This window comes from Streptomyces albireticuli, from assembly GCF_002192455.1.
Lineage (GTDB): Bacteria > Actinomycetota > Actinomycetes > Streptomycetales > Streptomycetaceae > Streptomyces > Streptomyces albireticuli_B.
Genome location: NZ_CP021744.1, coordinates 3792411 through 3817708, shown reverse-complemented (window position 1 = coordinate 3817708; position 25298 = coordinate 3792411). Strand labels below are relative to the sequence as shown.

Here is a 25298-nt window from a genome sequence, read left to right as displayed (position 1 = left end):
GGCTACGTTGCCGATCGCAAAGCCGTGCGGTCAGAAGCCCGGCACGCCCCACGAACCGAAGGGTCCAGCCATGCTGCTCCGTATCCACACCGAGCCGTCCGAGCGCGGGGCTTCGTACGACACCCTGCTGCGCGTCGCGCGGGCCACCGAGGACCTGGGCTTCGACGCGCTGTTCCGCTCCGACCACTACCTCCAGTTCGGCGGGCACGGCCGCACGCCCGGCCCGTCGGACGCCTGGGTGACACTGGCGGGCCTGGCCCGGGACACCCGGCGCATCCGCCTCGGCACCCTCGTGAGCCCCGCGACCTTCCGCGCCCCCGGACAGCTGGCCGTCCAGGTGGCGCAGGTCGACGGCATGTCCGGCGGCCGCGTCGAACTCGGCCTCGGCGCCGGATGGTTCGAGGCCGAGCACCAGGCGTACGGGATGCCGTTCCCGGGCAAGCGCTTCGACCGGCTGGAGGAGCAGCTGCGCATCATCCGCGGCCTCTGGACCACCCCCGGCGACCAGCGCTTCGACTTCACCGGTGAGCACTTCACGCTGACCGGCGCCCAGCCCACCCTGCCGCCGGTGCAGCGCCCCCACCCGCCGGTCATCGTCGGCGGTACGGGCGCGGTGCGCACCCCGGCGCTGGCCGCCGCGTACGCCGACGAGTACAACGCCGCGTTCGTCACCCCCGAGCAGGCGGGCGTGCAGTACGGGCGGATCCGCAAGGCGCTGGCGGAGAACGGGCGCGGCGAGGACGCCATGCGCTTCTCCGTCATCCAGTCCGTGTGCGTCGGCCGGACCGACGCGGAGATCGCCCGCAGGGCCGAGGCGGCGGGCGAGGAGCTCCCCGACACCGCCTTCCGCGGCACCCCGGCGCAGGTGGTGGAGCAGATCGCGCGCTTCGCCGAGGCCGGCGCGGAGCGCGCCTACCTGCGGTTCCTGGACCTGGACGACCTGGACCACCTCGAACTGATCGCCTCCGAGGTGCTGCCGCACTTCGCGTCGTGAGGCGGCCGCCCCGGCCGGCCCGCCCGCACCACGCCCCGGCACCGGCCGGCCAGGGGACCATCGGCGTGCTGCGCTGGACGGGCGGCGACGGTGACGGGGGCGCCGAGGCGGGCCTGCACCCGGCGGAGCGCGACCTGCTGACCGGCCGTTCGCCGGGCCGGCGCCGGGACTTCACGGCCGGCCGGCACGCCGCCGCCGAGGCGCTGCGGCTGCTGGGGCGGCCGGGCCCGGTGCTGCGCGACGGCCGCCGGCCGCGCTTCCCCGCCGGGGTGCGCGGCTCGATCAGCCACTGCGAGGGCGCCGTCGCGGTGTGCCTGGCCACCGTCCGTGAGGACGTCCTCGGCGTCGGCGTGGACATCGAGCGCGTCGGCAGGCTCGGCGCCTCCGCCGCCCGCCTGGTGTGCACCGAACGCGAACGCGCCCGGCTCCGGCCCGGCCCCGGCGGCGGCGCCCGCCTGACCGCCGTGTTCTCCGCCAAAGAGGCCTTCTACAAGGCGTTCTCGGCCCTGGAGCCGGCGCGGGAACCGACGTTCCACGAGGTGGAGGTGGCCTTCCTGGAGGACGGCCGGCTGGCCTTCGCCACCGCCGACGGCCTGCTGCCGCGCGGCACGACCGCGACCGGCCGGATCGGCACCGTGGGACCGTACGTACGGACGTCGGTGCTCCTACGGGCGTGAGCCCGGCCCGGCCGCTACGGGCGTGCCGCCCGGGTCCGAGGCCGTGCCCCGGCGGCCCGCGCATACCCGGTGGTCCCTGAACATGTTCCTGGACATGTCCCTGGACACCGAGAAGAGGCTGGTCGGACCCGTGGAACTGCGTCAGCTCCGGTATTTCGTCACTGTCGCCGAGGAACTGCACTTCGGACGGGCGGCCGAGCGGCTGCACATCGTGCAGTCCGCCGTGAGCCAGCAGGTCCGCCGGCTGGAACGGGAGCTCGGCGTCGAGTTCTTCGACCGCTCGCCACGCCACGTCCGCCTCACCGCCGCCGGACAGCGCTTCCTGCCCGAGGCCCGGTCCGTGCTCGCGGCCGAGGAACGGGCGCGCGCCGTCGCCGCCGAACTGACCGGGGGCCGCGCCGCCACCCTCCGCCTCGGCACCAGCACCGGGCTCGGCGACCACCTGGACCGGGTGCTGGAATCGCTCGCCCGCCGCGCCCCCGGCCTCGGCGTCGAACTCCTCTCGGCGCCCGTCCGGTCGCGCCTGGAGCAGGTCGCCGCGGGCCGGCTGGACGCCGCGTTCGTCCGCGCCCCCGAGGAGCACCCCGGGGTGCGGCTGATACCCGTGTGGCAGGACCAGCTGGTGGTGGCCCTGCCCGCCCGGCACCCGCTGGCCGCGGCCCCCGACGTCGCCCTCGCGGACCTGGCCGCGCTGCCGCTGCGGCTCACCGACCGCCGCAACAACCCGCCCCTGGTCGACCTGGTCGTCTCGGCCTGCCGGGACGCGGGCTTCGCCCCCGTGCCCGGCCCCCGGTCGAGCAGCCTCCAGGACACCCTGGCCGCGATCGGCGCCGCCGCACCCATGTGGACCGTGGTCTACGCCTCGCACGCCCGGCAGCTGCGGACGAGCCGGGTGGCCTTCCGGCCCGTGCGCGGCGAGGGGCTCTCCCTGCCGACCGCGCTCGCCGTGCACCCCACCGACCCGCCCGCCGCGCTCGCCACCCTGTTGGCCGCCTGCGCCGATCACGATTCGTGATCGCTGCGTGGTCCGAGTGCTTCTAGGTCCCGGGGCGCCGGCGCGGTGGACTGGTGTCACACCGGTGAACGACCCGGAACGGCCGGGCCGCACCGCCGATCGAGGAGGCACCCCCATGCCCATCGTGACCGTCCAGCAGGGCCCCCGCACCGTCGAGCTCAAGCGGGACCTCGTCCAGCGCATCACCGACGCGTTCGTCGACGCCTACCAGATCCCGGCCGACGCCGTGCAGGTCTGGATCCACGAGACCCCCGCCGACAGCTGGGGCCAGGCGGGCGTCCTCACCGCCGACAAGTAGGCGGCGGACGGGGAGCGGGCAGGTAGGGGCCTGCCCGGCACCCCCTCCCACGCGCCCGGTCCGCTCCGGTCCCGGCTCCCTTCCCGGCTTCGGTCCCGGCCTCGGCCCCGACTTCGGTACCGACTTTGGTCTCGACGGTCGTAGACCTTCGGACCACGCCCCGGACCGGGAACCCTGCCTAGGCTGCCGACCATGAAGGCGACATCCTGGGCTGAGGCGAGAACGTGGGCCCATGGCCTGTGGCGGCGGGTGGTGGACCCCGGCCAGTGGACGCGGCGGCGGCTGGCCTGGGAGTGCGCGCTCGCCCTCTCGCTCGCGGTGCTCGCCGCGGGCACCGAATGGCTCGGCGACCACGGTCCCGTACGCATCGCGGCGGTGACCGTCGCCGTCGTGCTGCTCTCCCTGGTGCGCAGGGCCCTGCCCGGCACCGTGCTGATCGCGGCCGCCGCCCTGTCCTCGCTGAGCGGCGCCGGGATGCCGGTCCTCATCCTGGCCAGCTGGTCCGCCGGGCGCAGGATCGACGGGGCCGTCCGGGCCCTGCTGACGTTCTGCGCGGCCTTCGTCGTGGACCTGGCCGTCGGCCTGGCGCAGGTCCGCCAGTCGTTCGTGCTGATCCTCACCCTCGGCACCCTGCTCTTCCTGGTGACCTCGGTGGTCCCCGGCCTCACCAGCCGCTACTGGACCCAGCGCCGGACCCTGCTCCAGACCCTGCGGGAGCGCAACGCCCAGCTGCTCCGCGAGCGCCAGATGATCGCCGGGCAGGCGCGGATGCGGGAGCGCCAGCGCATCGCCCACGACATGCATGACAGCCTCGGCCACCAGCTCGCCCTCATCAGCGTGCACACCGGCGCCCTGGAGGTCGACCCGGAGCTGACCGGGCGGCAGCGGGAGGCCGTCGGGGTGCTGCGCGAGGCCTCGGTGGCCGCGATGCACGAGCTGCGCGAGGTCGTCGGCATCCTCAAGGACCCCGGCGTCGCCGAAGAGAGCGAGCCGGTGTCCCGCGCGGTGGCCGGGATCGAGGGCCTCGTCGGGTCGGCGGTGGCCGCCGGCGCCCAGGTCACCTTCGAGCGGACGGGCGAGCCGCGCCGGCTGGCCCCGACCGCCGACCACGCCGCGTACCGCATCGCCCAGGAAGGGCTCACGAACGCCTACAAGCACGCGCCCGGCGCCCGGATCGCCGTGAGCCTGCGCTACGAGCCGGACGCCCTGGTCGTGGAGGTCGCGAACGGCCCCGTCCCGGACGGCACCGGGGAGTGGGTCGCGCCCGTCAGCGGCGGCCAGGGGCTCACCGGGCTGCGGGAGCGGGCCCGGCTCGTCGGCGGCATGGTCCACGCGGGCCCGGTCGAGGACGGCTTCCGGCTCGCCGGGGTGATCCCGTACGAGACCAAGGAGGCCCGCGAGGCGACCTTCGTCGACGCGCACGACGACTTCCGGCAGCAGCTCCCGGGGGTCCCGCCGGGCGACGGTGGACCGGTCATCGACTGGTCGGATCCGCGCGAGGAGTTCGGGAACATCGTGAGCGACAAGAAGAGGAACGGGTGTCTGATCGGCTGCGGCGTCGCCCTGGTCGTGCTGGTCGGGCTCGTCGTGGCGGCCGTCATCGGCGTGGGCATGGTGTTCGAGGAGGCCGACAAGACGATGGTCGAGCCGCGCGTCTACAACTCGGTGCGGGTCGGCGAGGACGAGGCGCAGGTGCGCGACCGGCTGCCGTCGGGCAAGTCCTTCCTCACCTCCGAGGTGACGAAGGGGCTGCCGGACGACCCGCAGGGGATGTCGTGCCTGGTCCTGCTGTCCACCGACACCTCGCAGGGCCTGAACACGGATACCGTTTACCGCTTCTGCTTCAAGGACGGGAAACTGGCCGAGAAGCGCGAGTTCCACGTCAAGAATTAAGTGACCGGGAGACCAGGTGATCCGCGTCCTCATCGCCGACGACGAGCCCCTCATCCGGGCGGGCATCCGGATGATCCTCACGTCGGCCGAAGACATCGAGGTCGTGGCGGAGGCGCCGGACGGGCGGGAGGCCGTCGAGCTGGCCCGCCGCCACCTGGTCGACGTGGCGCTGCTCGACATCCGGATGCCGGTGATGGACGGGCTCGACGCCCTCGCCGAACTCCGGCGGACGGTCCCCGGCGTCCGGGCGCTGATCCTGACGACGTTCGGCGAGCGCGAGAACGTCCTACGGGCCCTCAGGCAGGGCGGGGCGGGCTTCCTGCTGAAGGACTCGGCGCCGGGCGAGCTGATCGGCGCCGTCCGCGCGGCCGCCGCCGGCGACGCCTATCTGTCGCCCGCCGCGACCCGGCACGTCGCGGACTCCCTGGTGCACACCCCCGACACCGACCGGGCCGCCCGCGCCCGCGCCCGGGTGGCCGAGCTCAGCGAGCGGGAGCGGGAGGTGCTGGCGCTGCTGGGCGAGGGCCTGTCCAACGCGGACGCGGGGCGGCGGATCCATATGAGCGAGGCCACGGTGAAGACGTACGTGAGCCGGATCCTGGCGAAGCTGGAATGCGAGAACCGCGTCCAGGCGGCCCTGCTGGCCCGGGACGCGGGCCTGGGCGCGTAAGGGCCGGGCGCGCAGGGGCCTGGGCAGGTAGGGGCCGGGCGTGCAGGAGCCTGGGCGCGTAGGAGCCGGGCAGATGAGGCAAGGCGCGCCGGGGCCGCCGCCCACCCATGTGGCCGCCGCCCACAGGCGCCCCCACAACCCCGCTCATAGCGTGGGCCCCACCCGCACCCCACGCCCCGGGAGACGCCCGTGCCCACCCCCGCCCGCACCCTCAAGGACAAGGTCGTCGTCATCGGCGGCGCCTCGCGCAACCTCGGCAGCCTCATCGCCAGGGAGATCGCCCCCGAAGGGGCCAAGGTCGTCGTCCACTACAACAGCCCGTCCTCCAAGGACGGCGCGGAGAAGACCGCCGGTGAGGTCGAGGCCGCCGGCGGCAAGGCGGTCGTGCACGGCGCGGACCTGACCAAGGTGGCCGGGATCGAGGGGCTGTTCGACGCCGCCGTCGGGGCGTTCGGCAAGGTCGACTGCATGGTGAACACCGCGGGCATGGTCATCAAGAAGCCGATGACCGAGACGTCCGAGGAGGAGTTCGACAAGATGTTCGCCGTCAACTGCAAGGCGGCGTACTTCATGATGCGGGAGGCCGCCAAGCGCCTGGAGGACGGCGGCAAGATCGTCACCATCGTGACCTCGCTGCTCGCCGCCTACACCGGCCTGTACTCCGTCTACGCCGGCAGCAAGGCGCCCGTCGAGCACTTCACCCGGGCGCTGTCCAAGGAGCTGTTCGGCCGGAACATCTCCGTCAACAACATCGCTCCGGGCCCGATGGACACCGGGTTCTTCTACCCGGCCGAGACGGACGACTCGATCGCGTACCACAAGTCGTCGGCCATGAACGGTGACCTCACGAAGATCGAGGACATCGCGCCGTACGTGAAGTTCCTGCTCACGGACGGCTGGTGGCTCAACGGCCAGACGCTCTTCATCAACGGCGGCTACACCACCCGCTGAGCGCGGCCGCGGCCCGTCCGTACGGACGGGCCGCGGCCCACGGACCCCACGGGTCCGGGGTGGTGATCAGCCCTTGAGGCCGGCCATCCACGCCTCGACGTCCGCGGACGTGCGCGGCAGCCCGGCGGAGAGGTTCCGGTTGCCGTCCTCGGTGACGAGGATGTCGTCCTCGATCCGGACGCCGATGCCGCGGTACTCCTCCGGCACGGTGGTGTCGTCGGCCTGGAAGTACAGCCCGGGCTCGACGGTCAGCACCATGCCCGGCTCCAGGACGCCGTCCACGTACGTCTCCGTACGGGCCACGGCGCAGTCGTGGACGTCCAGGCCGAGCATGTGGCCGGTGCCGTGCAGGGTCCAGCGGCGCTGGAGGCCGAGCTCCAGGACGCGCTCGACCGGGCCCTCGACCAGACCCCACTCGACGAGCTTCTCGGCGAGGACGCGCTGGGCGGCGTCGTGGAAGTCGCGGTACTTGGCGCCCGGCTTCACCGCCGCGATGCCGGCCTCCTGGGCCTCGTACACCGCGTCGTAGATCTTGCGCTGGAGCTCGGTGTACGTGCCGTTGATCGGCAGCGTGCGGGTGACGTCCGCGGTGTAGAGGGTGTGGGTCTCCACGCCCGCGTCCAGCAGCAGCAGCTCGCCGGAGCGGACCGGGCCGTCGTTGCGCACCCAGTGCAGGGTGGTGGCGTGCGGGCCGGCGGCGCAGATGGAGCCGTAGCCGATGTCGTTGCCCTCGACGCGGGCGCGCAGGAAGAAGGTGCCCTCGATGTAGCGCTCCGAGGTGGCCTCGGCCTTGTCGAGGACCTTCACGACGTCCTCGAAGCCGCGGACAGTGGAGTCGACGGCCTTCTGGAGCTCGGCGATCTCGAAGGCGTCCTTCACCAGCCGCTGCTCGCTGACGAAGACCCGCAGCTCCTCGTCGCGCTCGGCGGTGACCTTGTCGGTCAGCGCGGCCTCGATGCCCGCGTCGTGGCCGCGCACGGCGCGGACGGGGCCGGTGGCCTCGCGCAGGGCGTCGGCGAGCTCGCGGACGTCCGCGCAGGGCACGCCGTAGAGCCGCTCGGCCTCGCTGAGGCTGTGCCGGCGGCCGACCCACAGCTCGCCCATGCCGTCGAGCCAGAACTCGCCGTTCTCGCGGTTCGAGCGCGGCAGCAGGTACAGCGTGGCCTCGTGGCCCTCGGCACCGGCCGGCTCCAGGACGAGCACGCCGTCCTGGGTCTGGTCGCCGGTGAGGTAGACGTACTCCGTGGACGCGCGGAAGCTGTACTCCGTGTCGTTGGAGCGGGTCTTCAGATTGCCCGCGGGGATCACCAGGCGCTCGCCGGGGAAGCGGGCGGAGAGGTCGGCGCGGCGGCGGGCGGTCTCGGCGGCCTGGGCGACGGGCCGCAGGTCACGCAGCTCGGTGTCGGCCCAACCCGACTTCATACTGGCGGCAAGCTCGTCGGAGACGGCCGGGTAGAGGCCGTTCTTCCGCTGCTTGATCGGCTCGTCACCTTCGGGGTTCTCGGGCGCGGGCTGCTCGGTCACTGCGTTTCCTCCTCGGACGGGGCCGCTTTCCATCGTATGTGCGAGGAAATGCGCCGGAGAAGGCTGTGGACGGGGACTGGACGCGGCCCGGACGCGGACGGGACCGTCGCGGACCCGGCCCCGGGCCGGATCCCGTGCCGGGCCTAGTCGAACCGGGCGGCGAGCAGGATGACGTCCTCGCCGCCGGTGCCCGTCTCCTCGGGGCCGTCCCCGCCGTCCGGCAGCACGGCCCGCAGGATGTGCTCCACGACGGCGTCCGGGTCGCGCAGCGCGGCCCTGGGGACGCTCGCCGCCGCCGCGTGCAGCCGGGCGAAGCCGCGGTCCATGGCGTCGCCGGTGCGGTGCAGCAGCCCGTCGCTGTAGAAGATCAGCGTCTCGCCGGGTGCCGCCTCGACCTCCACGCTGGGCGCCTCCCAGCAGGCGAGCATGCCCAGCGGCGCGGACAGCGACGTCTCCACGAACTCGGCGCGGTGCTCGCCGACGATCAGCGGCGGGCAGTGCCCGGCGCCCGCCAGGACCACCCGGCGCTCGGCGGGCTCGCAGTACGCGAAGAGGGCGGTGGCCGAGCGGGCGGGCTCGGTGAGCCGCAGCAGGAGCTCCAGGTCGGACAGGACCGCCACCGGGTCCTCGCCCTCCATGACGGCGTACGCGCGCAGGGAGGCCCGCAGCCGGCCCATCGCGGCGACCGCGCTGGGCCCGGAGCCCGTCACCGCGCCCACGGCCAGGCCGAGCGCGCCCTCGGGCAGCGGGAGCGCGTCGTACCAGTCGCCGCCGCCGCGCGGCCCGGTGCGGTGGCGCACCGCCAGCCGGACCCCGGGGATCCGGGGCAGCCGGCTGGGCAGCAGCTCCTCGCGGAGGGTGGCCACGGTCTCCCGGGCCTCGGCGAGCTCCAGCAGGCGGGCGAGGTGCTCGGTGGCGTGGTCGCGGTAGAGGCCGAGCAGGTGGCGCTGCCGGTCGGTGGGCTCGGCGGGCTCGTCGTAGAGCCAGACGGCCGCGCCCAGCCGGCCGGCGGTTCCGGTCCGCGGGTCGGACTCCAGCGGTACGGCGTAGCCGGCGCCGTAACCGAGCCGGGCCGCGACCTCGCGGTGGCGCGGGTCCAGCGTCTCGTCGGCGGCGATGTCGGGGTGGGCGACGCCGCCCCGTGAGCCGAGCGGGGGGAGGTCGCCGAAGAGCAGGCTGTGCGGGCCGGGAGGGCCGGGCGGGCCGGTCGGGATCGTCTCGATGTGGCCGAGGTCGGCGCGGCCGAGCCCCAGCCCGACGGTGATCGGGTGCTCGTGGCCGGGGCCCCGGGCGGGGTGCAGGGTGACCAGGCCGCGGCGGGCGCCGACGAGGGCGGCACCGGCGCGCAGCACCTCGTGCAGCGCGGCGTCCAGGGTGCCGGTGCGCGTGAGCCGCTCGGTCAGCTCCTGGAGGGTGGTGAGGTCCGAGATCCAGCCCGCCAGCCGGTCCTGGACGAGGGCGTTGGGCGCGGGGGACGGAACGGCCGCGGAGAAACCGGAGTCATCGGATCCGTCCTGGCCCATGGGGTCCGTGGGGCCGGCGGTGCCGGGAGGGCCCGAGGGGCCGGCCGGGCCGGTGTGCCCGGTGGGTTCCGCGGACCCGGCGGAGTCCTCGGGATCCGTGGGGGAGGCGGCGCCGGAGGAGGACGGAGTGTGGGAGGGCGCGGGGAGCGGAGGGTTGATTCCGGCCACTTTCGGCAGATGGGGCGTGGTCATGACCGGCTGCCTCGGTGGAGCCGCGTGGCAGCGCGGGGGGCAGCCGTCCGGACGAGCGCCCGCGGCGACTCGCCGAGCCGTGTTGACCAGCTGATCGGCCTGTACTTTCGCGTCAATAGCATCGCAAGCCCCCTGTCGTGTTGCGCGCTATCCGTGCTCCACATGTACACGCCCGGGTAAGCCGATGTCCAGCATTGGGCCGGTGGGATTGGTGGTGTCTATGGGGTTTCAAACTTGGCCGGAAAATGGTCCCGCGATCCAGGATTCGCGATCGACTGACGTTGTTCGACAGCGCGTCATATCCACCCCGGTGGGTACGTACTCGGTGAAGGGCAGGGGCAGTTGGGGCCGCCCCGGAACCCCGCGGCGGACCCGAGCGTCTTATCCGGCAACGGCCGCGCCCGTCCCCGAGGGCGTGGGGCGACCCGCGCCACAGGCGAGGGGCGTACAGGCTCAGCACGAAGCGCCATACGCGCGCCACCCCCCGCCATGTTTCACGCTCGGCCCGTGGCGTGATGCGCTGCGTTGTACATGCAGTGACTTGGGAACCACGTGGTGTGCCGGCCTCGAAAGGGCCACGGCGTGTTGAGCAGCGCGCGAAGTCGGACCCGTAGTGCCATGGAGTCCGAGCAGTCCGTACGCGGCCCGGCGCAGTGCCCGGCGAATCGCCGGGCGGATCCACGCGGCGCCGCGCAGTTCACGCGGTTCACGCAGTTCAGGCAAGCAGCTCACGCAGTTAGCGCAGTTCGGTCAGCTCGTGCGGTTACGCGGTCTCCGCGGCGCGGGCGGTCCCCGTGGTCCTCCGCGGCCACGGCAAGCCGCCCCGTCCGCCGCGGCGGCTGTGCGGTGTCATGTAGTGCGATACGACCCTTGTTCCACGACAAGGGCCCGATTTCGGCGTTCACGGAAAGGAACGAGCGCTCATGCGCGAGATCCTCGGAAGGCGACGCAAGCTCTCGCTCAGGCGAGGCGGCCGGTCCGCGGTCCTCACCGCGGCCCTGGCCTACGCCACGGAATGGCAGTGGCCCGTACTCCCGGGTGCGGGCCTGCGGCCCGACGGCGGCCGCGGGACGGTGTGCGCCTGCCCGCACCCCGACTGCGCGGCCCCCGGCGCCCACCCCTTCGACCCCGGGCTCCTGGCGGCCACCACGGACGCCCGGATGGTCCGCTGGTGGTGGACCAACCGCCCGGACGCCCCCGTCGTGCTCGCGACGGGTGGGCGCGGGCCCTGCGCGGTGAGCCTGCCGGCGGTGGCCGCGGCCCGCGCCCTGGCCTCCCTCGACCGCGCGGGCGTACGGGTCGGCCCGGTGGTCGCCACCCCCGACCGCTGGGCCCTGCTGGTGGCCCCGTACTCCCTGGAGGTCCTCGGCGAGCTGCTCCACCGGCAGGACTGGGTGCCCGGTTCGCTGCGCTTCCACGGCGAGGGCGGCTATGTGGCGCTCCCGCCGTCGCCCACGGGCGCGGGCCGGGTGCGCTGGGAGCGGGCGCCGCAGGCGGGCGGCCCGGTCCGGGCGCCGCAGACGGCGCGGGCCCGGCGCGCGGACCGGGCGCCGCTCACCGAGCGGGCGGGCGGCGCGGGCGAGGGGAGGGGGCCGTGGCTGCCGGACATCGCCACCGTCGTCGACGTCCTCGTGGAGGAGAGCGCGGGCACGGGGACGCAGGGCGGCGGCAGCCGGCTCGCCTACTGACGCGGGTCACGGACGCGGGGGTCCGACGAGCCGGTTGAAGCCGCGCGGCAGAAGCAGTAACAGCATCAGCAACAACAGGCACGGAAAACACGGTGAACGCGTCCGGCCACGGCCGACGGGGACGGCGTGTTGACGGTCCCGGTGGCCGGCGGCCGGACGCGGCCGGCGCGAGGAGCGGCGCCCCTGAGGGGTTCCCGTATGAGCACATGAGAGCGCGTACGGACGGGAGACGCACGCGCTCTCACTCGTACGGGTGTAAGCCGCGCCGGGATCCGTGGGAAACCACCGCGCGGCCGCCCGGTGGGGCGTGCTCCGACCGCTATGTTCGGGTGAGGGTTCGCACCGGATTGTTGCCGGGCGCTGCCGCGTACCGCCGGACACCGGCGGCCGGGCGGGGCGATGTCGAAGGCGGCCCACGAATCAGCGTTCGCGGCGAGTTGCGGGTGGTCCCATGGAGCGTGCGTCCGGTGTGCCCGGTGCGACCGGTGCGTCGCAGTCCGGCACGGCCCGGCAGCGAGCGGCGAATCTACGGATGATCGCCCTCGCGAGTGTGGTGGCCCTGGCGATCGTGCTGCCGCTGGCGGCGGCGACGGCGGGGCCGGCGGGCCTGATGAGCCCGGAGAAGACGGGGAAGCGGGCGCACGGCAGCGGCCACGGGGGCGACGGCCGGGCGGCCGGCGCCATGGGCGCCCCCGGCGGCGAGGACGACGAGGCCGTCGATGACGGGGCCGACGACACCGCGGACACCGAGGACGACGAGGCCGCGGACAGCGCCTCCGGCGCCGTCGGCTCGGAAGGACCGCGGGAGGCGCAGGAACAGGGCGGAGCCTCGGGTTCCGGCGCGGACGGTGACGAGGGCGGTGACGAGGACGTCGTCGGCGACGCCGCGGACGGTGCCCCCGGCAGGGCGATCACCCGCTGCGGGCCCGAACTCTCCTCGCCGGCGGGCGTGGAGGCCCAGACCTGCGTCCTGGAGCGCGGCCGGGAGACCTGGGGCCGTACGTACTTCCGGAACGCCACAGGCGGCCCGCTGACGGCCGTACTGACCCTCATGGGCCCCGACGGCCGGACCGTCCAGGTGCACTGCCGTACGGGGGCCTCCGACGACCCCGACGGCTGCGAGACGCCGCACCGGCCGACGGTCCGGGGCGGGAGCGGCGGCCGGAGCGGCGCCGGGAGCGGGTACTCGGCGGTGGCGGAGTTCGCCTCGGCGGAGGGGAATCTTCTGCTCCGGTCGGGCAGCAACTCGCCGGACGACCGGGTGGATTAGCCGGGGTGCGGGCTGCGGGGTGGCTCCGGGAGCCCCCGGGGCGGCTGCCGAACGGTCGCTGACGGTCCGCTGACGGGACGGTGGAGTCGCGCTCGACGGGGCCTCGACCGGCCCTCGATGATCCTTCGGCGGGCCGCTGAGGGGCCTGCGCCGGGCCGCGGTGCGCCGTGGGCGCGTCCGGGCATGGAAACGCCCGGTCGCTGGCGACGGGGGATGCACCAGCGACCGGGCTCCTAGAACGGTAACAAGAGATCGGCCGTTCGCAAATTCGATCGTGGATTTCCGGACGCGTATTTCCGGTCTGACAGCGGGAGTTGTGACAGGAGTCACGTGAATGGTGGGTTCCGGGCCCCGGAATCCCCCGCTCCGTGTGACCGGCATCGCCCGGCCGGGGCCGCCGCGGTCACCTCGGAGGCTCCCCGCGCGCGACTTCGGCCGGCTCCGTGCCGACGGGTGTCAGTTCAGGGTGACCTGACGGCTGGTGAGGCCGCCGCGCGCCCGCCGCTCCTCGGCGGTCAGCGGCGTCCCGTCGGCGAGCGCCGCGGCCAGCCGCTCCGCGAGGGCGGCGGCCGGCTTCTCCACGTCCTCCGCGCGCATCTCGCGCGGCAGGTCCCAGACCGGCACGGTCAGGCCGTGCGCGCGGAAGGAACCCACCAGGCGGGTGCCCTCGCCGAGCGAGGACGTCCCGGCGGCGTGCAGGCGGGCGAGGGCGTCGAGGAGCTTCTCCTCGGGGTGGGGCATCACCCAGCGCAGGTGGTTCTTGTCCGGGGTCTCGCACCAGTACGCGGCGTCGACGCCGGACAGCCGGACGGTCGGGATCGCGGCGGCGTTGGCTCGATCCAGTGAGGCGGCGACCTCGCCGGTGGCGTTCTCGGCGTCCTCGACCCAGAACTCGAAGCCGGTGTGGACGGCCGGCTCGAAGGGCGCCGACAGGTCCAGCAGGTCCTGGAGGCGCGGGCCGTCGGTGCCGGCGCGCCCGGCCGCGACCGGGGTGCCCGGCTCGGCCGTGAGGGCGCGCCGGAGGGTGTCGGCGAGGTCGCGGCTGAGGTCGCCGGACGCGGTGTCGTTCTGGAGGCCGAGGAGCACGGCGCCGTTGTCGCGGCGGAGCGCGGGCCAGGCCATGGGCAGCACGGTGGCGAGGGTCACCGAGGGCACGCCCTCGGGCAGCCCGTCCTTGAGGGTGAGCTCGACGGTCGCGGCGGGCACCAGCTCGCGCAGCGCGACCCAGTCGGCCTCGCCGGGCAGGCCCTCGAACGGGCGCTGCACGAGCTCGGCGACGGCGTGCGAGGCCTCGCGGCCGTGGCAGGCCTTGTAGCGGCGCCCCGAGCCGCAGGGGCAGGGTTCACGGGCCCCGACGACGGGGATCGGACCGTCGACGGCCCCGGGCGTGGCGGCCTTGGTCTGGGGGCGGCGCTTCTTGGCCATGGCGTGCGTGTCTCCCGATCGTGCGGCGGTGCGTGCGGCTGGTGAGCCGTCCGGGCTGGTCTGCCTGACGGCGCGAGCCTAGCGCCCACGACGGAAGCCCCGGCCGGGCACGCGCGGGAGGCGCGGGGGGACGGCGGGGACTTGGTGAGGAGTTGGCCGGGACTCGGCGGGGAGGGCCCCTGCGGGGGGCCACGGGCGGGTCGCGCACGAGGCCGGGCGGGTGCCCGGGGGCGGGGTGCGGGGACCTCGGAGCGGGGGAGCGGGGTGCCGCACCATGCGGCGGGGCGGCGGGCGCGGGGCGCTGGACGGTGCGCGCCGGGACCTCGGGCCGGTGCGTCGGGTGCTGGCGGTGCGTGCCGGCGCCGGCCCGGACGATGCGCGCGTGAGAACCCCGAGCCGGGCGCGCGGGGCAGAGGCCGGGACCGGGGCACCGTGGGCGTCGCCCGCTCCGGATCCCTCCGCGCCGCTCGCGCCGACCGCCCGGCGATACGTGCCGGGACATGGCCCGGACGATGCGCGCGGACCTCGCGCCGGGCGCGCGGGCTGCCACGAGGCGGATCGGGATGTCGTGGCGGTGTGCGCGAGGTGCTGGGCGGTGCGCCGGGGTGTCCGGCGGTGGGTGCGAGGCGCCGGGCTGTTCGCCGAAGCCTCGGGCGCGGTGCGCGAAAGCGGTCCGGAGTGCCGGGGTTTCCGGGAGCCGGGGTTCATGGGGCCCGGGGTGGCCGGGGCGCGCGGGCGGGCTGTCTCTGACCGGCCGGTGTCGGGGTGCCGCTCCCCGGTCGCGCGTTGCGCTCCGGTCGCGAGGCACACCGGCCGTACGGGCGCGTGCCGTCTCGCCGCCCTGGTGGGAGGCCCGCGCCGCTGCCGTGCCCTGCTTCGGCGCCGTACCGCGCGCTGCCCGGGAGCTCTGCGATGTGCCACGGGTCTACGCGCGTCGCGCCGATGTCACGCCAGCTCGTCGATATCGGTGAACGCCATCTCCGGGGTCAGGTCGAGCCGTGAGACGAAACCGCCGCGCGCCGACAGGGCGGCCCAGACGGTCACCTCGCCGGAAGCGTCCCGTACGCCCCAGTCCTGGGAGAGGGCACTGATGATGTTCAGTCCGCGGCCGCCGCGCGCGGTGACCGACGGAGTGGCCGGAAGTGGGCGGGTCGGTCCGCCTCCGTCCGTGACCTCGACCGTGAGCCGGCCGTGTTTGTCCACCCGCCAGGCGGCACGTATCCCCCCGTCCTTCTCCCCGTCTCTGTCGCCGTTCTCCGGGCTCAGCGGGCGACCGTGCCGGTACGCGTTGCTGAGCAGCTCCGAAAGGATCAATACGGCGTCGTCGATGACCGAATCCGGTACCCCACTGATGCGCAGGTCCTCGCGCATCCGGTGTCTTGCCTGGCCCACAGCGGCTGGACCATGGGGTACGGCCATGATCGACGACGTGGGCACCTCCTGTGCCACCACCAACGCCACCCCCGAGACCTCCTTTGCCCCACGTCAGGGGATGGATGCCCCAATGGACTGGACCGGAAACCGGCCATCCAGCACCCGCTGGGGGCACTCGGGAAGGTCGAACACGTACCGAACGCGCCGGTGCACTCCTTGTAATGGACCTACGGGCGCCCGAGTTGGGAAAGCACCTGCTTGGGCCGGTTTGTGATCACCGCGTCCACTCCCACGCGCGCGCAGAGCTCGACGTCGGCCGGATCGTTCACCGTCCAGACGTGCACCTGGTTCCCGGCGCGGTGCAGCCGGGCCACGTAGTCGGGATCCTTACGGATGATGCGGATGCTCGGCCCGGCGATGTGGATGCCCGTGGGCAGCCGCCCGTCGCGGTGGCGCGGTGAGACGAACTGCATCAGGTAGACGGTCGGCAGGGCGGGCGCCGCCGCCCGCACCCGGTGCAGGGAGCGGGCCGAGAAACTCATCACCCGCACGCGCGAGGGTTCGTCCGGGGGCGGTGAGGCGAGGCCGAAGCGGCCGAGCAGGGCGAGCAGCCGCTCCTCGACCTGGCCCGCCCAGCGGGTCGGGTGCTTGGTCTCGACGGCCAGCTCGACGCGGCGGCCGGCGTCCGCGACGAGCTCCAGCAGCCGCTCCAGGGTGAGCACGGAGGTCGCGTCGAGGTCGGGTGCCTCGCGGTCGGTGGCCGAGCCCTTCCACGAGCCGAAGTCGAGGGCGGCGAGATCGGCGAGCTCCATGGTGGAGACGGCGCCCCGGCCGTTGGACGTGCGGTTGACCCGGCGGTCGTGGACGCAGACGAGGTGTCCGTCGGCGGTGAGCCGTACGTCGCACTCCAGCGCGTCGGCGCCGTCCTCGATGGCTTTGCGGTAGGCGGCCAGGGTGTGTTCCGGGGCGTCCTCGGACGCTCCTCGGTGGGCGACGACGGTGAGCGGGTGGCCGTCGGGGCTGAGGTCCCGGGCCCGGTGCGCATAGGTCACCGCGTTATGGTGCCACCGCCCGGCGCGCTCGCGCATGCCGTCCCTTTTTCCACGGTCTGTCCTGGAGTGCGAGTTCGCGGCGGCCCGCCGACGGCCCTCGGGCGGGGCTCCGGGGCCCGGGGCCGGAGCCGTGGGCACAGGATCCGCTTACGGTGGTCTGACGCGGCATGGGAAAGCATGGAAGAGCTGACCGTGGACCTGAGGCTTCCGCGTGGGCATGACATCCGTCGGGACGTGGCCGACGTCGCGAACGAGAACCGATGTGCACCCGGTGGTGCACGTGATTGAGGAGAGAACTGTGAGCACCGAGAACGAGGGCGCCGCCGTTCCGTCCGCGCCCGGTCCGGGTGCGGAGTCCACGACGCCGTCCCCCGAGCCGGAGCGCCCCGTTCCGTCGGTCCCTCCCGTGCCCAGCGCGCCGCCCGCGGCACCTGCGGCCTCCGAGGTGTCCATGGAGAAGGCCGGGACGCCCGCCGCCGCGCCCGCCGACCGCACGGCGCAGCTGCCGGCCGTCGGCGCGACCGGCGCGGAGGGATCCGCAGCGGGCGACCCTCACGGTGCCCCGTCCCCTGCCCCGCAGCACCCGCACACCCCGCCCGCCTCCGAGGCCCCCACCACCCCGCAGCAGCCGGCCTACGCGCAGGCCGGCGCGGTGGGCGCGGCCGGGCAGCCCCTCGGCGCGCCGGGCGCGCACGGTGGCCCCGGCGCCCCCGGCCCCTGGTACGGGCAGCCCGGCGGTGAGCCGCAGGTCCAGATGCAGCCGCAGGCGTACGGCGGCGCGCCCGGCGGCCCCGGCGCGCACGACGGCGTCTGGGGAGCGGCCCCCGTCCCGCCGCCGCGCAAGCGCGCGGGCGGTCTCGTCGCGGCCGTCCTGGTGGCGGCGCTCGTCGCGGGCGGCGTCGGCGGCGGCGTCGGCTTCTGGGCGGCCAACCGCAGCGACAGCGGCTCCTCCACGACCGTCTCCTCCTCCGGCGACCCCAAGGTCGAGAGCCGCAGCCCCGGCTCCGTCGCCGACATCGCCAACAAGGCGCTGCCCAGCGTCGTCACCATCGAGGCGCAGAGCGGCGGCGGCGAGGGCGGCACGGGCACCGGCTTCGTCTACGACAAGCAGGGCCACATCCTCACCAACAACCACGTCGTCGCCTCCGCCGCCCAGGGCGGCGGCAAGCTCACGGCCACGTTCTCCAACGGCAAGCAGTACGCCGCGGAGGTCGTCGGCCGCGCCCAGGGCTACGACGTCGCCGTCCTGAAGCTGAAGGACGCCTCCGGCGCCACCCTCAACCCCCTCCCGCTCGGCAATTCCGACAAGACCGCCGTCGGCGACGCCACGATCGCCATCGGCGCGCCCTTCGGCCTCTCCGGCACGGTCACCACGGGCATCGTCAGCGCCAAGAAGCGCCCGGTCGCCTCCAGCGACGGCGGTGGCGGCAACTCCAACGCCTCGTACATGAGCGCCCTCCAGACGGACGCCTCGATCAACCCCGGCAACTCCGGCGGCCCGCTGCTCAACGCCCAGGGCGCGGTCATCGGCATCAACTCCGCCATCCAGTCCGCCGGCAACGGCGGCGGCGGCTTCGGCGGCCAGCAGCAGGCCGGCAGCATCGGCCTCGGCTTCGCGATCCCGATCAACCAGGCGAAGAACGTCGCGGACCAGCTGATCAAGGACCGGGTGCCGACCTACCCCGTCATCGCCGCCACGGTGAACATGCGGGAATCCGGCAGCGGCGCCAAGATCTCCCCCTCGGGGGAGGGCAACGCCGCGTCCGTCACCCCGGGCGGGCCCGCCGACAAGGCCGGCCTGAAGCCGGGCGACGTGATCACCAAGCTGGACGACACGGCCATCGACAGCGGCCCCACGCTGATCAGCGAGATCTGGACGCACCGCCCCGGCGACAAGGTCACCCTGACCTACACCCGTGACGGCAAGCAGGCCACGGCCGAGGTCGTCCTCGGCGAACGCAAGGGCGACAACCGCTCGTAGCGCCGACCGGCGCGTTCGGGGACCTCACCCCGACCCGCCGGGAACCCGTCGAACGCGCCCCGGCCCGCCGCCCGGCCCCCTATCATCCGTGAGACGAAAGGGGCCGGGCGGAGGCGCGTTCCGGCCGGTGTCCGCGGGTGGTCCGGGCCGGTGAGGACGGTGCGCAAGGTGGTCCTCTCTCCTCGTTCGCGGGGCCTGGCCGAGGGGTCCCGCGCGTCGCGTCCGGCCGACGGGCCCCCGCCCGCCACGGCGCTCATCGACGCCGACGGCCGTGTCCAGCAGTGGAGCGACGGCGCCCGCGACCTGACCGGCTACGCCGAGCGGGAGATCGTCGGCCGGGACGCCGCGCTCCTCGCCGACGGAGGCCGGGTCCAAGGCGGTGACCTGGTCAAGGAGTTGCTGCGGTCCGCCGGGGAGGCGCGCGGCGACTGGGTGCGCCGCCGCGACGGCACCTGCCGCAGCGTCGTCTGGTACCCCGTGGCGGTGCCGCTGGCGGACGGCACGGGGGTGCTGGCCGTGGCCCTGCCCCAGGAGCAACGGCAGGGCGACATCGCCACTCTGGACCGCCTGTTGCACTCCTCTCCCGTGGGCCTGGCGGTCCTCGACACCGACCTGCGCTTCCGGTACGTCAACGACGTCCTGGCCCGGCTGAACGGCCTGACGGCCGAGGAGCACCTGGGCCGCTCCGTCCTCGAAGTGCTGGAGCTGCCGTACCCCGAGGCGTACGAGAAGGTGCTGCGCCGCGTCGTCGAGGACGGCGAGACCGTCGAGAACCTCCAGGTCGCGGCCGTCCGGCCGGACGGCGCCCCCAGGGTCGCCACCGGCAGCATGTTCCCGCTGCGCGACGCGGACGGCACGGTGGTGGGCGTCGGCGGCCTCGTCCACGAACGGGCCGACGCCGAACGGGAGGTCCTGGAGGCGGCCCGGGACCGGCGCCGGCTCGTCCTGCTCGGCAGGGTCGGCGCCCGGCTCGGCCAGGGCCTCGACCCGCGGACGGTCGCGGGCCAGCTGGCCGAGGGCTGCGTCCCGGAGTTCGCCGACGCCGTCGAGGTCGAGCTGCTGAAGGCCGCGGCCGAGCCGGACGTCGGCGCCTGCGAGATCCGCGGCTGGTACGCGACACCGGACAGTCCCTGCACGGCGATCCCGCTCGTCCACCCCCTCGTCCTGCCGCCGGACGCCCGGCGCCCGCGCCCCGAGGACGACCTCCCGCCGGCCCGCCCGGCGTCCCCGGCGGTCGCCGAGTGCGTCGGCACCGCGCGGCCCGTGACCTTCGAGACGGAGGTGGCGGGCGGGGTCGTCCGGCACGGGATCACGGTGCCGCTGACCGCCGTCGGCCGGGTGCTCGGCGCCGTCACCTTCCTCCGGCACGGCGCCGCGGGCTACGCGGGGGACGGCCGGATGCTCGCCGTCGAGCTGGCGGCCCGCGCCGCCACGGCGATCGACAACGCCCTCCTCTACCGCCGCGAACGCCTCGCCACCCTCGCCCTCCAGCGCCACCTGCTCCCCACCCGGCTGCCGTCGGAGAGCTGGTTCCGCGCGGCGTACCGCTACCGCCCGGCCGAGGACGGCACCCTGGCGGGCGGCGACTGGTACGACGCCGTGGCCCTGCCCGCCGGCCGGATCGGGCTCGGCGTCGGCGACGTGATGGGCCACGGCGTGGGCGCCGCCGCCGCGATGGGCCGCTACCGCGCCTCCGTCCACGCCCTGCTCGCCGTCGGCCTGCGGCCGGGCCAGTTGCTCACCCGCCTGGACGGGATCCTGGCCGGCAACGACGACGAACTCGCCGCGACCTGCGTCTGCGCGGTCTACGACGCGGGCACCGGCCGCTGCCGCATCGCCCTGGCGGGCCACCCCCCGCCCCTCCTGGTCCGCCCCGACGGCTCGGCCGCGCCCCTCACCTGCGACCCGGGCCCGCCGATGGGCATGGGCCTCCACCACATGTACGCGGACACGGAGATCTCCGTCGAGCCCGGCAGCCTGCTGGTCCTCTACACGGACGGCATGGTCGAGGACCGCAAGGGCGTCCTCGACCTGGAACAGGGCATCGCGATCCTCGGCAAGGCCGTCCGCGACCCCCGCGCCCCCCTCGACGAGATCTGCGACGCCCTCATGTCCGTCCGCCCGGCCGACTCCCCGGACGACGCGGCCCTCCTGGTCTCCCGCCTGGGCCGGCTCTGACACCCTGTCGGCCCGCGGCGGCACACACCGCCCCGGCCCCCCGGAACCGGGGCCCGTGTCCACCCTCCGACCACGGCTCCGCGCCGGACTCACGCAGCCGGTAGGCTGTCTCCGCGTCGGTGAGGATCTCTCCGACGCGGGGAGAGTTGCCCGAGCGGCCTAAGGGAACGGTCTTGAAAACCGTCGTGGCAGCGATGTCACCGTGGGTTCAAATCCCACACTCTCCGCCAGGTCGGCGTACGAGCTGATCAGAAGGGGTGCCGGGATCTCCGGGCACCCCTTTCGCGCGTTCCGGCGCCGGGCGGCCGGGCTCAGCCGAGGCTCCGGGCCAGGAAGAGGCTGGTGGTGATCCGCACCCGCGCGGTGCCGCCCTCCGCGGCCACGGTGCGGGCCGTCTCCTCGTAGAGGTGGCCGCGCGTCGCCGCGGGGAGCACGCGGTAGCCGGAGCAGGACGCCAGCAGTTCGACGAGGCCGGTGGGCGAGCGGTCGTGCGCGGACCCGTGCAGGCGGTGCGTCAGGTCGGTGAAGCCGCCGTCGGCCTCCGTCTCCCGCCACTGGCGGGCCTCCGGGCCGTGCCGCGCCGGCCGGGGGCGCGGGTCGAGGAGCGTGTACGACGGGACGTCCACCCCGTGCCGGGCGTGGACGGCGGTCAGCCGGTCCGACAGGTCACGGTCCGCCGGCCGCCAGTGGTTCCAGAAGAGGGCCGGCGTCCCGCCCGGCCCGAGTGCCGTTCTCGCGCGCGCCCAGCGCACCGCCGGGTCGATCCAGTGCCACGCCTGGGCGCAGTACAGCAGCCCGTAGGGGCGGTCCGGGCGCCAGGACTCGAAGTCGGCGACCTCGACGGCGACATGGGGCATCGCCGCGCGGTTGCGCCGCAGCACCCGCGCCATCCGCGCGTCCGGCTCCACGCAGGTCACCGGGGTGCCGCGGGCCGCGAAGGCGAGCGTCGCCTTTCCGGTGCCGGCGCCGACCTCGACCGCGGGGGCGCCCGCCGGCAGGGCGGCGAACTCCAGGGCGTCGTCGACCATCCGTTCCGGATACCCCGGGCGGCCCGCGTCGTACTGCTCGGCGTCGTCGCCGAAGACCTGCCGCCGCTCCCGGTCGCGCTCCTCGGTCGCCGTCCGGTCACTGTAGGGCGCCGCGGTGGCCCGTCGCCGCCGGTCGCCGCACCCTGGCCGGTGCGGGCGGTCCGGCGTCAGGCCAGGGCCAGGGCGGCGGCCACCGGCGCCGCGTAGAGCAGCGGGAACGGGACGTGCGCGTACCGGCGGGCGCGGAGGACCGTGACGACCGCACCGGTGAAGTACAGGATCAGGCCGACCGCGGCCAGGGCGCCGATGACGGGCACGAACAGGCCCGCCACCAGGCCCGCCGCGCCCGCCGCCTTCGCGGCACCCAGCCGGGTCCACCACGCGCGCGGTACGCCGTAGTCGGCCATGGGCTGGACGACCCACGGGGCGCGGAGGAAGACCGAGCCGGCCGAGAAGCCCGACATCGCGGCGGCCAGGAGGGTGACGACGAGGCAGGTGGTGGACATCGGGAGCGCTCCTCAGCGGGCCGGTGCCGGGGCGGGGCGCCCCGGCGGTTCTTGCGTCCTTCACCGCTCTGACCCGCCGGGTCCCGTGAATGTGACCGTGCTGAGGATTTTTCTTCCGCTCTCCCGGACCGATCGCCTCAGACGCCGAGTGCCTCCACGTCGATCCCCGCCAGGCGCTCCGGGTCGGTGAGGATGTCGAGGGCCGTGACCCGGCCGTCCTGAATGGTGAACGACATGACCGACATGACCCGGCCCTGAGCGAGCGCGACCACTCCGGGCGTGCCGTTGACCAGCACCGGTCGCGCGGCCTCGGCGAAGCGGGCGAAGGTGATCGCCTGGGAGGCGACCTCCGCCGCGCCCCGGCGGAGCGCGTTCGGCAGCAGGGAGCCGCCGTCGGACCGCGCCACGATCCCGGGGTCGAGCACGGCCACGAGCGCCTCGAAGTCCCCGCCGCGCGCCGCGGCCAGGAAGGCGTCGACGACCGTGCGCCGCTCGGCCGGGTCCGTGTCCGGGGCGGGCGCCCCGTCCTGGACGCGGCGGCGGGCGCGGCTGGCGAGTTGCCTGGTGGACGCCGGGGTGCGGCCGAGGACCGGCGCGATCTCGTCGAAGGGCACGGCGAACATGTCGTGCAGCACGAAGGCGAGGCGCTCGGCCGGGCCGAGCGTCTGGAGGACGATCATCAGGGCGAGGCCGACCGAGTCGGCCAGCAGGATCTCCTGTTCCGGATCCAGTCCGTCCGGGCCGCTCAGGATGGGGTCGGGCAGCCGGACCCGGCCTTCCGCGTCCTCCAGCGGCTCCTCGCGCCGCGTGGCGCGCGAGCGCAGCATGTCCAGGCACACCCGGCCGGTCACCGTGGTCAGCCAGCCGCCCAGGTTCGCCACCCCGGAGACGTCGGAGCGGTTCAGCTTGAACCACGCCTCCTGCACCGCGTCCTCGGCCTCGCCGAGCGAGCCGAGCATCCGGTAGGCCACCGCCCGCAGATGGGGACGGTGCTCCTCGAACCTCCGCGCCAGAAAATCCTTCTCGCTCACGTGTCACATCCTCGCGACGTCATCCGTCAGTGCAGTGACGGACGATAACCGGTCGCGAAAACGGAAGAAGGACGACATGAACGCTCGTATGAAGAACCCCGCCGTGGTCCTGCCCGACGTCACGAAGGGCGTGCAGACCCTCTTCAAGGCCGTGTACCAGGGCGGTGTGCCGCAGCAGGTCCTGGAGCTGGTCCACCTGCGCGCCAGCCAGATCAACGGGTGTGCCGTGTGCGTGTTCGGCGGGGTGGACAGCGCGAAGAAGGCCGGCGAGACCGACGAGCGGCTGCACATGGTCGCCGCCTGGCGCGAGGCCCCCTTCTTCACCGACGCCGAGCGCGCGGCGCTCGCCCTCACCGAGTCCGCCACCCGCATCGCCGACCGCACCGGCCAGGCCGTCCCGGACGCCGTCTGGGACGAGGCCGCCGACCACTTCGACGAGCGGCAGCTCTCCGCGATCATTCTGATGGTCGCCCTGACCAACTTCTTCAACCGCATAAACACCACCATCGAGGAGCCCGCGGGCCACACGTGGGGCTGAGCGGTACGAGCGGTGGGGCGGGAGGTCACAGGGGAGCCTCCCGCCCCACCGCTGCCGCGGTCGTCCCCCGGGGGATCAGCCGGCGAGCGGTGCCGTCCCCACACTGCCGTGCAGGATGTAGCGCTTGCCGCCGATGCCGCGGACTCCCGGCGTCTCGGCGGTCAGCCGGGTCGCGGCCGCGGCCTTCGGGCCGGCGAGGAAGTCCATGTGCGCCTGGTCGTCGGTGAACTCCGCGTAGTTCAGGACCCGGCTGCCGTCGAGGCTGTAGTGGAAGTGCGCGGCGAACAGCCCCGGGGGCCCCTCGGCCAGCGGGCCGTCGAGCAGCGCGTCGATGAGCCCGCGCTGGGCGGCACGGCCGTCGACGTCGAAGGCCGGGACCACGACGCGGGTCGGGACGCCCTCGGTGCCGTCGTAGAGGTTGCTGCGGTACAGACGGAAGGCGATGGGGGAGGAGCGTTCGATGTCCGCCCCGTCCTCGCCTATGCCGCGCAGCGTGGCCGGCCGCTCGTACAGACGGCCGGAGGCACGGTACGCGTCGAGGCCCGTCCACTGCTCGTACGTCCACACGTTCTCGCCGCAGACACTGACGTAACAACTCTGCGAGAGCAGGCCCCCGGGGCGGGGCGCGGCCGTCCACTCGGCGAGGACGGCGTCGGCCACCGCGCGCTGGATCCCGGGGGTGCCCACGTAGAGCGGGGTGACGAGCGCCAGCCCGGAGTCAGGGCGGTCGACGTCGGGGAAGACGGGTGCGGTCATGGCTCGTTCCTCGCTGTTCCGGTTCCCGTGCGGGGGCACGGAGGCGGTCAGAACCGGAGGCCGCGGTGGAAGTGGTAGCGCTTGAAGCCGATGGGCCGGACCCCCGGGGTGTCCAGGGAGAGTTGTAGCACCCTGCGGCGCGAGGCCCCGTCGAGGAACGCGGCGTGCGCCTCGTCGCTCGTCCACTCCGCGACGTTCAGCACCCGCGTGCCGTCCACGCTGACGTGGAAGTGCGCGGCGAGCAGGCCCGTCTGATCCTCCGCCGGCGTGGCCTCCAGGTGGTCCACGACCGTGTTCACGACGCGTCGCTGGCGCTCCGCGCCGTCCACGTCGAAGCTGGCGAGGATCAAGCTGCCCGGCGCGCCCGCCCCCGGGCCCCGCACCACGCTGCGGTACGGGCGGTAGGCGATCGGTTCGGTCCGCGCGGGCCCGGCGGGCAGGCTGCGCAGGAACGGGCGGTAGACGTCGTCGTTCGCGCACTGGGCGTACGTCAGCACGGTGTCGTGCTCGCTGCTCAGGTAGCAGGAGAGCGAGAGGACCCCCTCGAACCAGGGAGTGCGCTCCCACGCGTCCACGATCTCGTCGAGGACGGCGCGCCCCTGCTCGGCGCCGTCGACGAACCAGTGGCTCATGTACACCGTGTGCACGTCGGGGCGGGTGATCTCCGGGCCGGTGGACAGCTGGACGGCGGGGACGGTCATGGTCACCTCGGGTGGTGGGTGGTGGTCGTCGGT

General features: G+C 74.6%; 22 protein-coding genes and 1 tRNA gene. 13 read left to right on the top strand and 10 right to left on the bottom strand.

Annotated features, from left to right (window positions below):
* Positions 1 to 70: 70 nt before the first annotated feature.
* The 7 genes from SMD11_RS16340 (at position 71) to SMD11_RS16310 (ending at position 6498) form a co-directional block, all read left to right on the top strand.
* Positions 71 to 994 (top strand): LLM class F420-dependent oxidoreductase, encoded by a 924-nt coding sequence (locus SMD11_RS16340; protein WP_087927154.1) that lies wholly within the window; start codon positions 71 to 73, stop codon positions 992 to 994.
* The gene (locus SMD11_RS16335; RefSeq protein WP_087927153.1) at positions 991 to 1671 is read left to right on the top strand and encodes a 4'-phosphopantetheinyl transferase family protein; all 681 of its coding nucleotides are present in this window, start codon (positions 991 to 993) and stop codon (positions 1669 to 1671) included. The genes SMD11_RS16340 and SMD11_RS16335 overlap by 4 nt, the downstream gene beginning before the upstream one ends.
* A 130-nt stretch (positions 1672 to 1801) precedes the next feature.
* Positions 1802 to 2686 (top strand): LysR family transcriptional regulator, encoded by an 885-nt coding sequence (locus tag SMD11_RS16330; protein WP_087930551.1) that lies wholly within the window; start codon positions 1802 to 1804, stop codon positions 2684 to 2686.
* A 115-nt stretch (positions 2687 to 2801) separates the two neighbouring features.
* On the top strand, positions 2802 to 2984 hold the full coding sequence (gene dmpI / locus SMD11_RS16325; RefSeq protein ID WP_087927152.1) for a 4-oxalocrotonate tautomerase DmpI: 183 nt from the start codon (positions 2802 to 2804) through the stop codon (positions 2982 to 2984).
* Positions 2985 to 3176: 192 nt separating this feature from the next.
* The gene (locus tag SMD11_RS16320; RefSeq protein ID WP_087927151.1) at positions 3177 to 4877 is read left to right on the top strand and encodes a sensor histidine kinase; all 1701 of its coding nucleotides are present in this window, start codon (positions 3177 to 3179) and stop codon (positions 4875 to 4877) included.
* Positions 4878 to 4893: 16 nt separating this feature from the next.
* Complete coding sequence (locus SMD11_RS16315; protein ID WP_087927150.1) at positions 4894 to 5547, top strand: response regulator transcription factor; 654 nt, start codon at positions 4894 to 4896, stop codon at positions 5545 to 5547.
* Positions 5548 to 5736: 189 nt separating this feature from the next.
* Positions 5737 to 6498, top strand: coding sequence for an SDR family oxidoreductase (locus SMD11_RS16310; protein ID WP_087927149.1), 762 nt, complete (start codon positions 5737 to 5739; stop codon positions 6496 to 6498).
* 66 nt (positions 6499 to 6564) lie between these two features.
* Here SMD11_RS16310 and SMD11_RS16305 read toward each other — a convergent pair whose 3' ends face one another.
* Both SMD11_RS16305 and SMD11_RS16300 read right to left on the bottom strand, forming a co-directional pair.
* Entirely contained in the window at positions 6565 to 8022 is a 1458-nt protein-coding gene (locus SMD11_RS16305) for an aminopeptidase P family protein (RefSeq protein WP_418952447.1), read from the bottom strand.
* Between the two features lie 143 nt (positions 8023 to 8165).
* Positions 8166 to 9737 (bottom strand): PP2C family protein-serine/threonine phosphatase, encoded by a 1572-nt coding sequence (locus SMD11_RS16300; protein ID WP_087927147.1) that lies wholly within the window; start codon positions 9735 to 9737, stop codon positions 8166 to 8168.
* 923 nt (positions 9738 to 10660) lie between these two features.
* Between SMD11_RS16300 and SMD11_RS16295 the strand changes: the two genes are divergently transcribed.
* Both SMD11_RS16295 and SMD11_RS16290 read left to right on the top strand, forming a co-directional pair.
* Complete coding sequence (locus tag SMD11_RS16295) at positions 10661 to 11425, top strand: bifunctional DNA primase/polymerase (protein WP_087927146.1); 765 nt, start codon at positions 10661 to 10663, stop codon at positions 11423 to 11425.
* A gap of 451 nt (positions 11426 to 11876) precedes the next feature.
* A complete protein-coding gene (locus SMD11_RS16290; RefSeq protein WP_234366064.1) occupies positions 11877 to 12695 on the top strand; it encodes a hypothetical protein in 819 nt (272 codons plus the stop codon).
* 456 nt (positions 12696 to 13151) lie between these two features.
* Here the strand turns inward: SMD11_RS16290 and SMD11_RS16285 are convergent, their stop codons facing one another.
* The 3 genes from SMD11_RS16285 to SMD11_RS16275 all read right to left on the bottom strand — a co-directional run bounded on the left by SMD11_RS16285 (position 13152) and on the right by SMD11_RS16275 (position 16546).
* Entirely contained in the window at positions 13152 to 14120 is a 969-nt protein-coding gene (locus tag SMD11_RS16285) for a DUF5926 family protein (RefSeq protein WP_087927145.1), read from the bottom strand.
* A 945-nt stretch (positions 14121 to 15065) separates the two neighbouring features.
* Entirely contained in the window at positions 15066 to 15539 is a 474-nt protein-coding gene (locus tag SMD11_RS16280; protein ID WP_234366407.1) for an ATP-binding protein, read from the bottom strand.
* Between the two features lie 182 nt (positions 15540 to 15721).
* Entirely contained in the window at positions 15722 to 16546 is an 825-nt protein-coding gene (locus SMD11_RS16275; RefSeq protein ID WP_234366063.1) for a glycerophosphodiester phosphodiesterase, read from the bottom strand.
* A gap of 298 nt (positions 16547 to 16844) precedes the next feature.
* Between SMD11_RS16275 and SMD11_RS16270 the strand changes: the two genes are divergently transcribed.
* The 3 genes from SMD11_RS16270 to SMD11_RS16260 all read left to right on the top strand — a co-directional run bounded on the left by SMD11_RS16270 (position 16845) and on the right by SMD11_RS16260 (position 20935).
* Entirely contained in the window at positions 16845 to 18527 is a 1683-nt protein-coding gene (locus SMD11_RS16270) for a trypsin-like peptidase domain-containing protein (protein WP_234366062.1), read from the top strand.
* 168 nt (positions 18528 to 18695) lie between these two features.
* Entirely contained in the window at positions 18696 to 20705 is a 2010-nt protein-coding gene (locus SMD11_RS16265; RefSeq protein WP_159395307.1) for a SpoIIE family protein phosphatase, read from the top strand.
* Between the two features lie 140 nt (positions 20706 to 20845).
* Positions 20846 to 20935: transfer RNA gene (locus SMD11_RS16260), tRNA-Ser, on the top strand.
* Positions 20936 to 21016: 81 nt separating this feature from the next.
* Here SMD11_RS16260 and SMD11_RS16255 read toward each other — a convergent pair.
* From SMD11_RS16255 to SMD11_RS16245, 3 genes are all read right to left on the bottom strand, one after another.
* A complete protein-coding gene (locus SMD11_RS16255; RefSeq protein ID WP_087927140.1) occupies positions 21017 to 21733 on the bottom strand; it encodes a class I SAM-dependent methyltransferase in 717 nt (238 codons plus the stop codon).
* A gap of 167 nt (positions 21734 to 21900) precedes the next feature.
* The gene (locus SMD11_RS16250) at positions 21901 to 22239 is read right to left on the bottom strand and encodes a DoxX family protein (RefSeq protein WP_087927139.1); all 339 of its coding nucleotides are present in this window, start codon (positions 22237 to 22239) and stop codon (positions 21901 to 21903) included.
* 137 nt (positions 22240 to 22376) lie between these two features.
* Positions 22377 to 23270 (bottom strand): sigma-70 family RNA polymerase sigma factor, encoded by an 894-nt coding sequence (locus SMD11_RS16245; protein ID WP_087927138.1) that lies wholly within the window; start codon positions 23268 to 23270, stop codon positions 22377 to 22379.
* Positions 23271 to 23346: 76 nt separating this feature from the next.
* Here SMD11_RS16245 and SMD11_RS16240 point away from each other — a divergent pair, with 76 nt between their 5' ends.
* Positions 23347 to 23808, top strand: coding sequence for a carboxymuconolactone decarboxylase family protein (locus SMD11_RS16240; protein WP_087927137.1), 462 nt, complete (start codon positions 23347 to 23349; stop codon positions 23806 to 23808).
* A gap of 75 nt (positions 23809 to 23883) precedes the next feature.
* Here SMD11_RS16240 and SMD11_RS16235 read toward each other — a convergent pair whose 3' ends face one another.
* Together SMD11_RS16235 and SMD11_RS16230 are read right to left on the bottom strand one after the other, a co-directional pair.
* Positions 23884 to 24564: a monooxygenase gene (locus tag SMD11_RS16235; protein ID WP_087927136.1), complete on the bottom strand. Its 681-nt coding sequence runs from the start codon at positions 24562 to 24564 to the stop codon at positions 23884 to 23886.
* A 47-nt stretch (positions 24565 to 24611) separates the two neighbouring features.
* Positions 24612 to 25265, bottom strand: coding sequence for an antibiotic biosynthesis monooxygenase (locus SMD11_RS16230; RefSeq protein ID WP_087927135.1), 654 nt, complete (start codon positions 25263 to 25265; stop codon positions 24612 to 24614).
* Positions 25266 to 25298: the final 33 nt, after the last annotated feature.

What these genes read in the sequence shown, in the direction of transcription:
- SMD11_RS16320 (WP_087927151.1), top strand. Translation starts at nt 3,177, where the DNA reads ATGAAGGCGACATCCTGGGCTGAGGCGAGAACGTGGGCCCATGGCCTG.
- dmpI (WP_087927152.1), top strand. Translation starts at nt 2,802, where the DNA reads ATGCCCATCGTGACCGTCCAGCAGGGCCCCCGCACCGTCGAGCTCAAG.
- SMD11_RS16340 (WP_087927154.1), top strand. Translation starts at nt 71, where the DNA reads ATGCTGCTCCGTATCCACACCGAGCCGTCCGAGCGCGGGGCTTCGTAC.
- SMD11_RS16285 (WP_087927145.1), bottom strand. Translation starts at nt 14,120, where the DNA reads ATGGCCAAGAAGCGCCGCCCCCAGACCAAGGCCGCCACGCCCGGGGCC.
- SMD11_RS16250 (WP_087927139.1), bottom strand. Translation starts at nt 22,239, where the DNA reads ATGTCCACCACCTGCCTCGTCGTCACCCTCCTGGCCGCCGCGATGTCG.
- SMD11_RS16290 (WP_234366064.1), top strand. Translation starts at nt 11,877, where the DNA reads ATGGAGCGTGCGTCCGGTGTGCCCGGTGCGACCGGTGCGTCGCAGTCC.
- SMD11_RS16255 (WP_087927140.1), bottom strand. Translation starts at nt 21,733, where the DNA reads ATGGTCGACGACGCCCTGGAGTTCGCCGCCCTGCCGGCGGGCGCCCCC.
- SMD11_RS16300 (WP_087927147.1), bottom strand. Translation starts at nt 9,737, where the DNA reads ATGACCACGCCCCATCTGCCGAAAGTGGCCGGAATCAACCCTCCGCTC.
- SMD11_RS16230 (WP_087927135.1), bottom strand. Translation starts at nt 25,265, where the DNA reads ATGACCGTCCCCGCCGTCCAGCTGTCCACCGGCCCGGAGATCACCCGC.
- SMD11_RS16295 (WP_087927146.1), top strand. Translation starts at nt 10,661, where the DNA reads ATGCGCGAGATCCTCGGAAGGCGACGCAAGCTCTCGCTCAGGCGAGGC.
- SMD11_RS16280 (WP_234366407.1), bottom strand. Translation starts at nt 15,539, where the DNA reads ATGGCCGTACCCCATGGTCCAGCCGCTGTGGGCCAGGCAAGACACCGG.
- SMD11_RS16235 (WP_087927136.1), bottom strand. Translation starts at nt 24,564, where the DNA reads ATGACCGCACCCGTCTTCCCCGACGTCGACCGCCCTGACTCCGGGCTG.
- SMD11_RS16240 (WP_087927137.1), top strand. Translation starts at nt 23,347, where the DNA reads ATGAACGCTCGTATGAAGAACCCCGCCGTGGTCCTGCCCGACGTCACG.